The organism is Aeromonas piscicola, assembly GCF_000820005.1.
Classification (GTDB): Bacteria; Pseudomonadota; Gammaproteobacteria; order Enterobacterales; family Aeromonadaceae; genus Aeromonas; species Aeromonas piscicola.
The window spans coordinates 59,672-75,026 of record NZ_CDBL01000010.1; the positions used below are offsets into that span (position 1 = coordinate 59,672).

The 15,355-nt window shown below is 47.5% G+C and carries 13 protein-coding genes and 1 pseudogene; 12 read left to right on the plus strand and 2 right to left on the minus strand.

Annotated features, from left to right (window positions below):
- The first annotated feature begins 141 nt into the window (after positions 1-141).
- From BN1128_RS02190 to BN1128_RS24345, 4 genes are read left to right on the plus strand one after another with little or no spacing between them, the layout of a single operon-like run.
- Entirely contained in the window at positions 142-1,389 is a 1,248-nt protein-coding gene (locus BN1128_RS02190; RefSeq protein ID WP_042865995.1) for a tyrosine-type recombinase/integrase, read from the plus strand.
- Positions 1,376-2,938 carry a site-specific integrase gene (locus tag BN1128_RS02195; protein ID WP_042865997.1) on the plus strand — a complete coding sequence of 521 codons (1,563 nt, stop codon included), beginning with the start codon at positions 1,376-1,378 and terminating at the stop codon, positions 2,936-2,938. Before BN1128_RS02190 ends, BN1128_RS02195 begins: the two co-directional genes overlap by 14 nt.
- Positions 2,931-4,979, plus strand: coding sequence for an integrase (locus BN1128_RS02200; protein ID WP_042866000.1), 2,049 nt, complete (start codon positions 2,931-2,933; stop codon positions 4,977-4,979). The genes BN1128_RS02195 and BN1128_RS02200 overlap by 8 nt, the downstream gene beginning before the upstream one ends.
- A complete protein-coding gene (locus BN1128_RS24345) occupies positions 4,957-5,376 on the plus strand; it encodes a hypothetical protein (protein ID WP_082030329.1) in 420 nt (139 codons plus the stop codon). Before BN1128_RS02200 ends, BN1128_RS24345 begins: the two co-directional genes overlap by 23 nt.
- Positions 5,377-6,051: 675 nt before the next feature.
- On the opposite strand, the gene BN1128_RS02210 is transcribed toward BN1128_RS24345, so the two are convergent.
- A complete protein-coding gene (locus BN1128_RS02210; protein ID WP_052445477.1) occupies positions 6,052-6,498 on the minus strand; it encodes a hypothetical protein in 447 nt (148 codons plus the stop codon).
- 247 nt (positions 6,499-6,745) lie between these two features.
- On the opposite strand from BN1128_RS02210, the gene BN1128_RS02215 reads away from it, so the two are divergent.
- From BN1128_RS02215 to BN1128_RS02240, 8 genes and pseudogenes are all read left to right on the plus strand, one after another.
- A complete protein-coding gene (locus tag BN1128_RS02215; RefSeq protein ID WP_042866002.1) occupies positions 6,746-7,285 on the plus strand; it encodes a hypothetical protein in 540 nt (179 codons plus the stop codon).
- A gap of 3 nt (positions 7,286-7,288) precedes the next feature.
- On the plus strand, positions 7,289-8,455 hold the full coding sequence (locus tag BN1128_RS02220; RefSeq protein ID WP_042866003.1) for a ComEC/Rec2 family competence protein: 1,167 nt from the start codon (positions 7,289-7,291) through the stop codon (positions 8,453-8,455).
- A complete protein-coding gene (locus tag BN1128_RS02225) occupies positions 8,448-10,316 on the plus strand; it encodes a ThiF family adenylyltransferase (RefSeq protein ID WP_042866005.1) in 1,869 nt (622 codons plus the stop codon). The genes BN1128_RS02220 and BN1128_RS02225 overlap by 8 nt, the downstream gene beginning before the upstream one ends.
- Positions 10,294-10,794, plus strand: a complete 501-nt coding sequence (locus tag BN1128_RS26530; RefSeq protein ID WP_420864916.1) for a Mov34/MPN/PAD-1 family protein — start codon at positions 10,294-10,296, stop codon at positions 10,792-10,794. The genes BN1128_RS02225 and BN1128_RS26530 overlap by 23 nt, the downstream gene beginning before the upstream one ends.
- A 413-nt stretch (positions 10,795-11,207) precedes the next feature.
- On the plus strand, positions 11,208-12,239 hold the full coding sequence (locus BN1128_RS02230; RefSeq protein ID WP_042866006.1) for an IS630 family transposase: 1,032 nt from the start codon (positions 11,208-11,210) through the stop codon (positions 12,237-12,239).
- Positions 12,240-12,246: 7 nt separating this feature from the next.
- The gene (locus tag BN1128_RS26535) at positions 12,247-12,426 is read left to right on the plus strand and encodes a YagK/YfjJ domain-containing protein (RefSeq protein ID WP_167335787.1); all 180 of its coding nucleotides are present in this window, start codon (positions 12,247-12,249) and stop codon (positions 12,424-12,426) included.
- 68 nt (positions 12,427-12,494) lie between these two features.
- A complete protein-coding gene (locus BN1128_RS02235; protein ID WP_042866008.1) occupies positions 12,495-12,896 on the plus strand; it encodes an H-NS family histone-like protein in 402 nt (133 codons plus the stop codon).
- Between the two features lie 1,527 nt (positions 12,897-14,423).
- A pseudogene (locus BN1128_RS02240) lies at positions 14,424-14,702 on the plus strand (IS5/IS1182 family transposase); the annotation flags it as partial.
- Between the two features lie 267 nt (positions 14,703-14,969).
- Here BN1128_RS02240 and BN1128_RS25995 read toward each other — a convergent pair.
- Positions 14,970-15,355, minus strand: a 386-nt coding sequence (locus BN1128_RS25995) for a hypothetical protein (protein WP_209428536.1), incomplete at its 5' end; no start/stop codon positions are given.

Here is a 15,355-nt window from a genome sequence, read left to right on the forward strand (position 1 = left end):
TTTGTAAAGAATTTACATATAGACCCCTGTTAATACAGGGGTTTTTCATTTCATGTGTAGAAAACAGATGACAAATATGAATTAAAAATTTTGGTATATCCTATACTTTGTAATAGTGTGAAATTTATGGAGCGTAGACGTATGGAGAAGTTCTACGGTGTCACAAAATTTGTCATGGATACAGGAGAGCGCTACTGCATAGTGATGGATCGCTCTACTGGCATTCCCATCTATTACCCGCTTCTGTTTTTAACAACCCAAATCCGCAATAGAGGAGCTGCATTTTCAACAATGCTGGTAGCTGCTCACAATCTAGTTTTGCTGCTACGTTTTCTAGATAGTCGTGACATTAACCTTGAACAGCGGCTTTTGACCAAAAGCTTTTTCAAGCCACATGAGTTGGATGATCTGCGAGATTTTGCTCAGCGGAAGCAAGGAATTCGGTCATCAAAGGCGTTATCTCACCGTTGGTTGAAAGATGCGACAACTGATACCGTTGATAATGGGACTCTACATTCTCGACTGACAACATTTGCAATATATTTTCGCTGGTATGCTATGAATATCTTAAAGACAACAGAGCTGGAAGTTGTCGAGCAGATAAATTCTATGGTGGAACAAATAAAAGCACGCCGACCATCTAAAAATGGCAGAAACAGAAACTTGCAAGACAGGTCGTTGAGTGACATTCAATTGGACGCATTATTTGAAGTCATCCGGCTTGGTTCAACGCAGAATCCTTTCTCAGTAGATGTGCAGCGCCGTAATCGGCTAATGATCTTACTTCTATTTTATCTTGGTATTCGAAGTGGTGAATTGTTAAACATCAGAATACAGGATATCGACTTTAGCACTAACAGAATTCGTATCGTTAGGCGAGCAGATGAACTAGCTGATGCTAGAACCAATGAACCTAATGCTAAAACTAGAGAACGGCTCTTACCGTTGTCTGAAACCCTAGTTCAAGAACTGCATAGTTATATCATTCAAGATCGCCGAAAAATCAGAAATGCAAAGAGAAATGACTACCTATTTCTGACTTATAAGAGTGGACCAACAGTTGGAAACCCTATATCCAAGGAGGGTTATCATAAAATATTTTCCGTGATCAAGTCTATATTGCCACAATTATATGCAGCAACAGGTCACTCGCTCCGCCACACATGGAATCGTAAGTTTTCAGAAAGAATGGATTCTATGAATGAGAAAGTCAGCGAGGAACGCCAAGAGCAAATCCGTTCGTACTTAATGGGCTGGAGAGATGGTTCAGGAACCGCCGCGACATACAACAAGCGTTTTATCCAGCAAAAAGGGTTTGAGGCCGCCTTGGCATTACAAAAAGATAACGGAACTCGTTTACCAGTGGACATGAAAGATGATGACGAATAACCCCCTTTCAACATTAATAAAAGAGCGAATTCCTGCAAAGGCGAACGGATACTATTTTATGTTGCTTGATACAAGGTGGTGGTTAGATAAAAATAACGCGATCCCGGTTGGTAGATTACACGGTCTTCTGGAGCCAGAAACTCTGAGTGGGTCTCTTAACACATTATCATTTTATGCAAGGAGCTGGTCTGCAGCCCACACTAGATGTATTTTTTGGTGCTTCTTAGACATGATTCGAGCCACTAGAGCTACTCATATCGACGATATCATGTTGATTAGCTATAGATCTACTTTGGATACTGCAAATGAACATCGGCTAGGCCCTGTTAGTGTTTTTCTGAAACAGTGGTATCGGCTGGGCTACCCTGGTGTCAGCAAGGATGTCGTTCGATTACTTAATGGATGGAGGCTAAAGGGGCGCCGTAAGGGAGATGCGGTTAAACGCATGGATCCTCAAAATGGGCCGCTCACGGATAATGAACTTCAGGCATTTAATGAGGGGGCTGTACGGGCTTATGAAGGGAATCTAATTTCCATCACAGAGTTGGCGATGGCATTTGCCATCAGTCATACGGGACGTCGTTCAATTCAGATCTCACAGCTTCGCGTAGTTGATATTCTCTGTGGTGAAAATGAAAAGGGTGAACCATTTTATGTATTGAATGTGCCAAAAGCGAAGCAGCGCGGTAATTTTTTTCGAGAAAGTTTCAAGTCTTATGCGATGAGCCAAGAACTATGGGCAATACTGAGCGCCCTAGCAAGAGATTCGATTGTTCAGGTTAAGAAGATTCTGGGGTTTGAATTGCAGGAAGCTGACTGGCCGCAGATCCCCCTGTTTCCAGATCTCGCCGTGGTCACGACTATCCAATCCTCTTATGAATTCCACCAACTTCTGGCCACCGACAAACTCCACATCGCCTCCGCAGAGATAACCGATACGCTCCAGTTAATCGTAGAAAAATCAGATATCCGGTCAGAACGTACTGGTGAACTATTAAATATCAATGCGCGCCGTTTTCGTTATACCACGGGTACACGAGCTGCCCGCGAAGGTTTTGGCGAGTTGGTAATTGCGGAACTGCTTGATCATACAGATACTCAGAACGCAGGTGTTTACGTCAAGAATATCCCCGAGCATGTGAAAAAGCTGGATGAAGCTGTTGGGTTTCAACTGGCGGCATATGCTCAGGCGTTCGCCGGGGTACTTGTCGATTCAGAGAGGGATGCACAGCGAGGTAATGACCCTAACAGCCGTATCCGTACCGAGATGGGACAGGGAGTTGGCACTTGTGGCGAACATGGCTTTTGTGGCGCTAATGTCCCTATTCCTTGCTACACCTGCATACACTTTCAGCCCTGGCTGGATGGCCCGCATGATGATGTCTATCAGAGCATGCTTGACGAGCGTGAACGGGTGAAAGAGATAACTGGAGATATACAGATTGCAGCGGTGCTTGATCGCAGCATTTTAGCGGTGGCAGACGTGATCATACGTTGTGCGAAACGTCGTGAAGAGCTCGGCGAACATGGAGCAGTTACCAATGGCTGATTTATTACAGTTCAAGCCAAAGGCTACGCTGACAGCAGCAGAAAACCTTGAAACATTCATAGCCAAATGCCGAGATGAATTGACTATATTCGGTTCCAACCTCAAGTGGGGAGATCCTATTTGGCCAAAGATAACTGTGTTTTCCAAATTGGGCGTCAGTACTCGCAAACCTAAACCTCAAGAGGTTCAAGACCCGGCATTCATCGATTTCGCCAAAGCTTATTTTCGTTACCAGCAGGGGCATTCGCCAACGGGGACAAAGAACGAAAGTAAGGCTCTCAGAGCAATTGAGGCTGCTTTACTGCAAGTAACCGGGAGCGCAAATATTGATGGTTTGTCAATTTCAGTACTTGATGAAGCCGCCGAATTGGCAAGGCAACACTACTCCGATGGCTCAGCATATCATTGCGGTCGAGAAATTGAGCGGCTAGCTAAGTTTGTAGTCGAAAACAAGCTTGTATCATGCGCTGTGAACCACTGGGGCAATCCCATTAAGCGTGCTGAGGACAAGAACAAAACAGGAAAAGAAGCGAAAAGAAATAGGGAAGAGAAACTTCCGAGTGTTATCGCGCTCAATGCGCTAGCAGAAATTTTTTCCAACGATCCCATTCATGAACGAGACATATTCACAACATCGGTGTTTGCCATGCTGATGTCAGCACCGTCACGCATTACCGAAGTGTTAACACTGCCTGTTGATTGTGAGGTATTCGAAACAGATAGTGAAGGTATAGAACGCTATGGCTGGCGCTTCTATGCTGGTAAAGGCTACGGCGGTGACATCAAATGGATACCTACGGTGATGAACTCTGTCGCCAAAACAGCTGTCGCCAGAGCTCAATGCCTGTCAAAGAATGCTCGACAACTAGCTAAGTGGATTGAGAAAAATCCGGATAAGTTTTACCGCCATGCTAACTGCCCTGATGTTACTGATGATGAACCATTAACGATGGAACAGGCCTGTATGGCGCTCGGCTTTGCACATGGCACCAAAAAAGCATGCAGATCTAGCCTTGGTAGTCGAGGTTTAGCTAAAGAAGATGGTGTACATACGCTGAATAGCCTGTGGCAACACACTATGACGCGTTTGCCAGATGGCTTCCCATGGTTTGATAAAAACAAGGGAATTAAGTACAGCAATGCCTTGTTTGCACTGAATGCTAATCAGTTCCACGGAAACCGGGGGAGCATACCAATTGAATTACATAAGCCAACAAATAACTTCTTTAACCGTGATCTGACCCCCCGTGAGGTCCTGGAAGAAAAACACGAAAGTATCTTTGATCGCCATGGTTACTGTGCTGAAAACGGTGAACGGATTAAATTGAACTCGCATCAGGCACGACACCTTCTCAACACTATTGCCCAGCGCGGCGGACTGTCAAACTTGGAAATAGCCAAGTGGTCAGGTCGGGCAGACGTGAAACAGAATCGAACCTACAACCACATGACCGAATACGAACTGGTTGGCATGGCTGAACGCTTAGACCCCACAAAGTCGCTATTTGGGCCTGTTGGTTTGGTGGCAAAACATCTGCCCGTAACTGTGCAGGAGTTCAATACATTAGAGTATGCAGCTGTCCATGCAACAGAATATGGTTACTGTGTGCATGATTACACCATGAGTCCCTGCGAGAAGTTCCGAGATTGCGTCAATTGTACCGAACAAGTTTGTATCAAAGGCGAAGATATAGAAATTTTAGATCGGATTAAGAAACGTTTGGTGAAATCGGAGCGACTTTTTTCTTTTGCCAGTAAGGCGGTGGAGAGCGGCGAGATTGGTGCGGATCGCTGGTTTCATTATCACAAGAAAACTATCACCCGACTTCGGGAGCTAGTAGCTATTTTAGAGAGCCCAGACATTGAAAATGGTGCTCAGATTAAGCTTAAGGGCAACGACTTCAGCCACTTTCGTCGTGTTGCAGAAAAGAAGTCCATCGAAGCCATAGAACACAAAGGCAAAGAGCGTGAAGAAGCTGCGATGTTAGAGGATTTGACAACTATGCTAGGGGGGGGATTTGGCCAAGCATCTAGAAAATAGAGATATTAAAGCTATTGTGAACCTGATACGGGGATGGCCAGAAGAAAAACTGACTTGGCTAGCTATCTGTGAGGCGGCAGAATCATTGATCGGAAAGTTGCCATCAAGACAGTCCCTTAATTTGCATGAGACAATCGTATCTGCCTATCAGGCAAAGAAGGAAGCGCTTAAAAGCCGAGGTCCAAAAAAATCGCGCCCAGCCAGTTTGAACATTGCAGCAGCTAGAATCGCGAATCTTGAAAGTGAAATCGAAGAACTTAAAGAAGAAAACCGACGGTACAAACAGCAGTTTGTGATCTGGCAATACAATGCATACAAACATGGGATGAAAGAGTATCAACTCAATGAGCAGATGCCGAGGATTGACCGTGAGCGCTCTGACGGTGAGACTCGATAACATATTGTGTGTGATAGGATTATTAGGCTCCAGAAAGATAGAGGTCCATTCCCCCCTCTATAGGACAGTACTAGGATAAAAGATCATCATTACGATAACTATGACTGTACGTATCTAAGTCGGCATACTCTCTGTGGGTGCTTGGCTAGTAATCTCAATTTATCTACGTTTCATTTTGTGAAAATTCACCTTCAACATCTCAATTCTGACCGTCAAAATCTTGTAACGCTTGGAGCCAATGAAGTCTTAAAATTCGATGAACTGATCCTAAAATTCTGCCTAGTATGGACGACCGTCATTCAGATGTACCTGTCGTTAATAACAACTCGTGTTGGATGTGGATCATGAATGCTGCCGAGGATAAGCTGAAATGTCTAGAGCTTGAGTCTTGCCCCAAACCTGTTACCCCCACCAGCTGCGGACATAGCGAACTACTGTTGAGCTTGATCATCTGGCTCCGCCAATTCTAAGCACCTAAACAAATGGCGCCGCAATCGTGCCAGCCTGCTGTTAGTTCATCGAGGGTTAATCGTTTTTTCTCTGCCATAATGAACAATGCGTCGATGCTCTCTGTATTCTCCCCTCACCACTAGGTTGTATTTTGAAGAACACAGTCGCCACATCACACCCGATTGGGTCGTTGGACATTCGGAACAGCGAGGCAGAGCGTCATCTTCAACCATGCTCGATAGGGGCAACCTCTCTGCGGGCGGCTTTTAATACCTCTAATGGATGTTCTGCTATCTCATCCATCGGAGCCTTACAAGCAAGCCAACTATTCGCACTGGCAAACCAACTCGCAATAGCAACCGGTTTCCTACTAACCGAGAGAATAGCAAGAACTTCTTTCATTTGAGGTAAAGGCTTACCATCCACACCCAAAGCATATGCAGGAAACAGATCTTGTCCCTTTACGGAAAGGGCAAAAATTTTACCGGCCTTTTTCCATTTATCCATCTGTCCCGATGGATCAGCCCCCTTGTAACCGGTGTCAATTGCAACCTCTTTTGCCGTCAGCCAAGTGGACAGGCTAAGCACCTGTTCGCATATTTGAGCTCCCGTAGAAACATTCAGTTTAGGATGTTCTTTGACTGCGTTAGCTATCTGGTGATTTTTTAGCATAAAAACAAGCTTCCTATCATTTTGTCACAACCTCATTAGCTTCCCATGCTGAGAGTATATCTACGATAACGTGACCTAGAGCAAGCCCTCAGGTTGGGAAACGATTGACACTCTCTCCACAAAAATTGAGACTTGCCCTGATAAGAAACTGCAAAGACTCCATCGGCCTCAACAAATACGTTTAACGGCCAATAACCATGGTCTTAGCATGGTTAAATCGTACTTATTTTTGGTCATGAGGCAGTAAATGGGCAACCCTGATAATACGCCAACAACAAATACCGTTCACTCTGAGACCGTCAGGGTGGTCCTATACCTGATCCTGATCCTCTGTATCCTGCTGTATGTGTATAGCAGTCTGCACACGCCTTCTGGGCTTCCTTCATGGATCGTCGATAATCTTCTGGGCATTAAATGCGTATTGACCGGATGCCTTGGAGGAACTCTTTACTGTCTTCGTGCTGTCTATCTTAATCGTTGCGTTAGGAATAGCTGGGATCCCCGGTGGTTACCTTGGTATTACCTACGTCCTCTCACCAGCGCTGTTTGCGGGCTGGCCGCATACCTGTGCCTTCGTGCCGGGCTCATCGTTTTGGATGCATCTCAGCAGGACAGTGCTGCTGGTGATTATGGGTACCTAGTCTTTGCTCTATTTGCCGGAATCAATGTGGATCGGTTCATGGCCAAAATGGAGGACCTAGGCCAAAGCCTGTTTGGTATAGAGCTCAGCAGGACAGCTAAAGCATCGAAAGAATCGTCGCAGGAAAAAGCCAAAGCAGAGGAGTGAGCCATGGTAGCAAAAATAACCTTCTTCCCGGTTGGGAATGGAGATATGACGCTGATTGAAACTGAGGACAATAAGCGGGTTTTGATTGATTGTCGCATCAGGGCTGGCGCTGACTATCCGGATGTCGTATCAATGCTCACCGAGCGATTACTGACGGATGATAAGGGGCGCCACTATGTGGATGTCTTTGTTTGTACCCACCCTCACGATGACCATTGTGGCGGGATCCAGGAACACTTTTACCTCGGTAAGCCGGAAGACTACGCAGACAAAAGTAAAAAGATTTTCATCAATGAGATCTGGGCAAGTCCAATTGTATTTAAACGAGCCAATCAAACGTATCACAAACTTACCGATGATGCGAGAGCTCTTCACGCGGAAATCCGCCGCCGCATTCGGTTGTATCAAGATAAGCAATATATCCAGGAAATCGGTAACCAAGTCCTGATCTTGACCGAGGATGAAGAAGGCAATCTCGATAGTACCCAGCGGATTCTGTGTAAGCGAGATACTGAGATTATCCGTATCAACAATCAATCGACCTCAGGATTTCGCGCTCGAGTCTTAGGGCCAGCACCGAAATCTGATATTGAGGAGCAAGAAGTTTCCCTTGGTGCGAATGAAAGCAGCGTCATCATGAACTATCAAATCACGGGCGACGGGCGATCAATCCATTTTCTCACCGGCGGAGATGCAAAAGTGGTCTGCTGGGATGTTCTGTGGGAACACCTAGAAGCCGATGGGCATACGTGCTGGCTTGAATACGACCTGCTGCAGGCACCACATCATTGCTCATGGCGATCGCTTTCCCATGACAGTTGGAAGGAAAAAAAGGCTGCCGACGAAACGGCTGAGATATCCGAACCAGCTTGGAACGCACTGAGCCAGGCTAAAGATGGAGCCTTCATTGTCTCAAGTAGTAAGTCGATCCATGACGATGACAAAGACCCCCCATCATTTGCTGCCATGAAGGAATATCGGAAGATCTTGGGCTCTGATAAAGCAAACTTCGTATGCGTTGCGGACCATCAAAAAGATGGTGAAGAAACCCCCCTAGAGTTTTGGATCACCAGTGATGGCCTGACGAGGAGTTCGCCCAAAAAGCTATCCCTGTCGGGCACCGGTAAGAACTCGGTGAATTTGAGTGATGATGGACGCGGGTATGCTTGATGACGCACAAGCCGCGGAGCAGATCACTGATCTGCTCCGTCAATACGGCGGTTTTCGGCTAACCGCGGATCAGTTGTCAGTGTGTCCTGGGGGACCAGCATTTGGCTGGGTGATCCCGGTTAATATCCGATACCGAGGACAGCAGGTTCTGCTTCGCCTGCAGTTTCATAAATCCATAGATGGCTGCATCCCGGAAATCTACGTGTTCACGCCGGACATTAAGCCACTTGATCTTCCCCATATCGAAGTGCTCGGGCGGCTGTGCATACTGCCATCAAACGCCATCATTGATACAACTAACAATGACTATCTCGTGTACCTGCTTGCCCGAGCTGAAGACCTTCTCCACAAATCAGTCATAGGCGAACTCGATCATGACTTCCAAGCTGAAATATTGAGTTATTGGGCTTATCACTGCAAACAGTTCACCAATCACGCCGTAAGCCTATGTGATTTGAATAACCAGACCAGTAGAGAGATCTACTGCTTCAATACCAAGGCTGGCTTGGTGTATGCGGACAGTGAGACAGATTTAATCAGATGGCTGGATAATCGGCAGGTCTTAGTGCCTCCTAAGGAAGAAAAGCCTCAGAAGAAGGTAAAAGCCCGGAGAGTAAAGAAACCCAAGCTGCGGGAACGTATGCTGGCTGGGATCCGCAAGACCATGCTATTGGTAATTGATGGCGCTTGGACCCCCACCGACTACCCATCAACCATTTCTGATCTACTGGCGATGGTTCCAGATCATCGCTCCCGAGAACAGTTGGCGACGATGTTGTGTAATGTATTGATGAACGATATGGTTCGCCAGCCGGGTGCGTTGGTATCGATGCGGACGTCGACAGGCACGTGTGTGGTAGGATTACGATTTGAACGAAACCTGTTCAATCCCAAGCAAAACGATAGGACATTCCAGACTGTTCTTGCGGGGTTTAGGGATGCATTGCCGCTGCAGGTATTGATGAACCGATGTAGCACCATGAAGGTCTACGGGCAACCGATCCGGAGGATGGATAACAGCTGGGTGTATGGCCGAGACAAAAACCCTGCAATAAATATGCTATCTCAACATCGAGTGGCGATCGTAGGATGCGGATCCGTTGGTGCAGCGATAGCCAAATTACTACTGCAGTCCGGCATAACCACCATCGACCTCTGGGATGATGAACTGTTGGGGACGGAAAATTGCTCCCGTCATGTTCTGGGTCTCAATTCAGCAGGAAAGGCAAAGGTATCCGCCTTACAAGCTATGCTCGCCGGTGCATTTCCGAATGCCTCCATAACCGCAAATGTCAGCAAGTGGACATCTACCGAGAGCCAATGCCTAACTGCAATGTACGACGCAGATATCGTTGTCAGTTGCACCGCCGATTGGACGACAGATCAGCAACTGCTACGAGCACAGTCCTTGACCGTTTCTCCTCCTCCCATCGTTTTCACGATGGTCGAGGCTCATGCGATGGCAGGACATGTGATTATCAATCCAAGTGGTTCCAACGCGTTCAACAGCTTGCATCATTGCTCTGGTAAGCATGTTGGGGCATTACGCATGCCGATCACTGATTGGCGTGGTGCCAAAACTACTCACCAAGTGCCAGCCTGTGGCGGAGTGTTTCAGCCCTATGGAGTTATCCCCCTGACGCACATACAGGCCTTAGCCGCGCGGGTGGTTCTCTCACTGATTGAGGATGAGGCTACTCCCAAAGCCTTTGTGTGGCTTGGTAGTTCTCGGGAACTGAAAAAATTGGGAGGGCAGTGGAATGAGCCATGGATTGAAGCGTTTGGGGATCCTGGCACAGGCGATCGGGTTGTGGAGCTTGAATACCTTGGGGGTGACGATGGCTGGCAGGCCATGGCATAAATACTATTGCCCAGCTCTGGGGCTGACAGTGCACTTACCGGGAGCAACTCTCGCTCAGTTGTGGGCATATAGACAAACTACATCGGCAGCTAAGGAAGCTGGGGGGATGCTTTTTACTCGCACCCTAGCCGGGCACAGTGTAGATGTATCAGCAATATCTCTGCCTGGCTGTGGTGATCAAGCCACTCCGACCAGCTTTATCCCGGATCGAGCCCGGGGTAAGAAAGAGATCGAACGTCGATTTCGTAGAGGGCAGCATTTCATTGGCGAATGGCATAGTCACTACGAGCGACATCCAACCCCATCGCCGCAAGATAGGTCCACAATCCGGTCACTGTTTCAGTCTTCGAAGCATGACCTACCGATGTTTCTGATGTTGATTATCTCCAGTGAGGCCGATGCATCACTGATTCATATCTCAGCGACCAATGGTAAAGCGTTATATGAGTTCATATACCAGGGTGCCGATACATCATGATGTGATATATCAACATTTTAATTTTAAATACTTCATGCATCAGTCTCATTCCCTCCAAAATACGAAGGTTTAGCGCATGCGTATCCCTTTTTCGTGACTTACTTCGTATTATGTGGTTGTGGGCTTTCCAGCATCTACCATTGCAATCGCCATACGTAAAAATGCGTTGGTAACTAATGCTGAGCCTCATCCCTGATATCAAATATTTAACTGATCTCATGCCAAGGATTTGTTTGCTCTTTCCCTAACCTCCATCAAGAAACCGGCTAAGAGTTATTCTGCTTCTTCCGACAACAGCTTCAACCTAAATAGCTGTTCCGAATAGTAGATCACCGGAGGAAGGGAACTCAGTCCAGTTTGTGCGATCTCATTAGTCGCCAAACAAAACAAGCCACACCCAAAGGACTGAGTTGATGCCTATCCTACCACCCCTGCCACGGTCACAACGGCGCCGCATTCACAAAATCATCCATGTCACACATGATAAAGGACATGCTCGTCGCTTGATGGCCATCTTGCTGTTACATGAAGGACACACGGTCACTGATGTTCATCACCTTACCGGCGCTGCTCGCTCGACCATCGGCCGTTGGCTTCGGTGGTATCGAGATGAAGGCATAGATGCGCTAGAAGCCTTACCGGCTGGTCGTGAACCGGTCTTGCCTGTTGCCAAGATAGTCACCTTACTGGTGCTGCTCATGCAGTTTTCTCCGCAAGATTTTGGTTATCAGCGCAGCCGTTGGTGTACTGAGCTATTGGCTATCAAAATCAATCGGTTAACAGGGCTCAATGTGGCAGCCTCCACACTTCGTCGATGGCTACCTCGTATGGGCATTGTCTGGCGCAGGCCCGTGCCGACCTTGCGGATAAAAGACCCAGCTTATCAGGAGAAAATGGCGAATATCGACGCTGCGCTGGCCCGCTGTGATGCCGCTAATCCGGTGTTTTATGAGGATGAAGTCGATATAGACCTCAATCCCAAATTAGGGGCCGACTGGATGTTCAGAGCGCAGCAAAAGCGGGTTGTCACACCGGGACAGAACGCCAAACATTACCTGGCAGGCGTTCTCCATGCAGGCAACGGAAGAGTGCTTTACGTCAGCGGGATAAAGAAAAACTCATCGCTGTTTATCGCCATGCTGGAAAAGCTGCGTCACCACTACCGACGAGCCAAAACCATCACGCTGATCCTCGATAACTACATCATTCACAAAAGCAAACAGACCGAGCGATGGTTGAAGAAGAACCCCAAGTTCTGCCTGGTATTCCAGCCAGTTTACAGTCCTTGGGTTAATCACATCGAACGGCTGTGGCACAAGTTACATGAAACCATCACACGCAATCATCAATGCAGAGGGATGGCCAACCTGCTGGCTCGAGTGAAACACTTCATGGATACCGTGTCTCCTTTCCCCGGGAATGGCTATGGCACAGCCAAGGTGTAGCACTATTATGATCAGTTATTTAGTTCACTTCCCCAAGAAGTGTGAGTACATTTTCGACAGAAAAGAAGTGCTATTGCGCTCGTCTGGATACATGGTTTTTTTAAAACGAGTCGCTTATTTTAGCAAGGTGAAAACTAAGTTAGTAGGCGACGGGAAACGCAACTTCGGTTGCAGTCAATTACGATAAGACGCTTGAGCACACCAGTGCTCATTAGTATGCTATAGAACAACCCCGCGTATTTAAAAAGGATATCTATGAGTGAATTTTTGAAAGTGCTGTTGAACATTCGTAGCCTGCGAGCTGTACTGTTCGAGTTGTCTCTGGACCAACTCAAAGAAGCGCACGAGAAAATTGAAATGATTTATCTGGAGCGTTTGGAGTTGGCAGAAAAAGAGCACGCGGCCAATGCTGAGCACCGACAAAAGCTGGCTGAGTTTCAGGCGATGTTGGCTCAAGCAGGTATCGACCCCACTGAGTTGGTAGGCAGCACTCCAGCAGCAGCGACTGTGGCTAAAACTAAACGAGCGCCTCGCCCACCGAAATACCGTTACGTTGAAAATGGCGTAGAGAAAACCTGGACCGGTCAGGGCCGTACACCCAAGTTCCTCGCTGAGCAATTCGAGCAAGGTCGTCAGCTGGATGATTTCCTCATCTAAATAGACAAGGCCATGCCCTCACGGCATGGCCTTGTTGTTTACACACTCTATGACCCAATTAATGACAGCCCTCGTCGCTACGAAATAGGAATATTCGGTAATGTTCTGTCGCATGATAATCTCCCCATTTTTAGGGGCATTCAAAAGTAGAGGTCATGCGGATTTTGTCAGATGCTGCTTCTTACGGAGCTTGGTGAGTTGGTTGAATAAATCAGGTCGAACCCTTACCTACGGTATCGGACAATTGCATTGTGAAGTAATTTAATTGATTGATTGTAAATGGATTATTTACACCTCTTTTTGCCTTTTTACAAATTTGGCATTAATGTTGATTATACCGCTCGAAATGACGTGGTGTCGGTTCTGACCATACCGCCATGAACCTTATCACAAGCATACGCTTGAGGCCGGCTTGGTGTAGTAGGTCGCCGGCTCAATCCTGTTATCTGCACTACTCAACTGCATCCCACCTGCAACATGCCCGATGCCAGCTACAAAAGACTTAGCAGCAAGCATACCACTGATATCGATGTCCAATTAGCTACACGCCCTGATTACCGGGCCTATGTCGCCCAAGGTGTTGGTTGACTAAATATGGTGGTTGGCTTGTTGAAAAACGCTCGCTCCGCACACCGGAATATTGTGCGCTTCGAGTAAACCATACTGATGAATGCATAATCAAAGGGCACGCTGTTCTTGACTAGGGAAACCGCCCTTTAGGTTGTCCAGGGACGATGATTAATTAATTGATTGATATCACTAAATTAAGACCGGAGAAGCATGTCTATCCCAGTTAGTCCCTCTTTGCCGCGTTATTTGCAAGTGGCGCACTGGCTATACGACCAACAGCGAGCAATCAGTGCTCGCGAGGCTGCTAACGTGTTTGACGTATCGTCTTGGTCAATAGAACGAGATTTTGCCAAGATCCGGGCATTGAACGGCATCGTTGTGTTCAATGAGCAGCAAGTGCCGAGTAAAGGTGGACAGCAATACCTATTACGGATCCTGCGTATATTTCCCTACTGGCTTGACGAGCATCAGCAACCCCATCAGCAGCACGTCGGAGGTTGGGACCCTGACGTTCCCCTCACGTGGCATGACCTACTGTGCCGTCCTTGGTATCAATTAGTCACCCGACATAAACTACACACCGATGATTGAACCCACCCTACATCATGGAAGGTGTGCAACGGGACTTGTTTGGGCTCATTTCGGCGGCGAGATTCTGGCCGGCGATCAATTTTAGAGGGGGGGCAAATGCCACCCCCCTTTTATGGCGCTGTTGGACCGTTTTTCTACTCTGCCGGAGGATCCTTGCATTGTATTGATGCGGACATCGCCAGTTGTTGTAACCCCTTAAGTAAAAACTGATATCCCACTACGTTTCCCACAAGCCATGTACCCCGCAGCTGGGAGTCACTCCATTTTAGGCTTTTGGGGGCGTTGTTTCCCAAATCAGAGTGACTTGAATTGAACTTATGGTGGAGACGGTGATCTGATCACCAAATCCCTCTTCAAATCAGCATCATGGGCAAGTCGCTTCACGCCATATCCAACTGGTCACAGTACAACCGTTCCCTGGTCCAACGCGGCTCGCTAACGTTCTGGGTTGATGAGCATGTCGTTCATAACTGGTTCCATCAAGAACATCATGGCCGACGGGGACGACGCTCCCTCTACACCGACCAGACCATCTGTACCTTTCTCATGCTCAAGGGCATTTTCAACCTCTCCCTACGGGCGACACAGGGCCTGCTCGACTCGCTGTTTGAGCTGATGAATGTGCCGCTGTGTGCCCCCGACTACATAGATGGTTGCCCCGGTTTGCCAAGCCCTCAATCGATGAAAATGAGTCAGGTGGAGATTGCAGCCATAGATCCGGATTTCGATCGAGGCTACCGCCTCTACCCTGTTAAAGAGCCCCAAGTGTAGCTATGCGAGGGTAGGGGAAGTTGTGGCCTAATGGTTGATTTGGGCAACAACGGCGCTTTTGGGGCATCTACAACTCATGTAGGGGCGATTCACTCTTACTTTGTCTGTGAACTCAAACGGCAATCTTTCCTCGCGGCGCCTCTATTGCCACCTTTTTTGCCCTTCATTTTCACGCAATAAATTTGTGAAAACCACTTTATTAATTGAATTTAAAGGGAATAAATTGGCATCACTTGGCTTGCCACTCACCACACCAGGTGACGATAAAATTTCAACTCTGAAATCCTTCACGCGCAGCGGCAACGGCGGCGACTGATGCTGCACACCACGCTTTTCATCTGTCTTCGTGCTGGGGGAGGAGGGTGACCATTCGGTCCCCTCTTCCTTACAAACCGCACCCCCTAACTGTCTGGCGCTAACTGACAATCTAGAGAACCAATAATGCGAACTACACGAAATACACATCTGTGTGCTCTCGCCGTATGCCTGTCTACCGGGCTTTGGGGGTGTGGCGGTGATGGCAACGG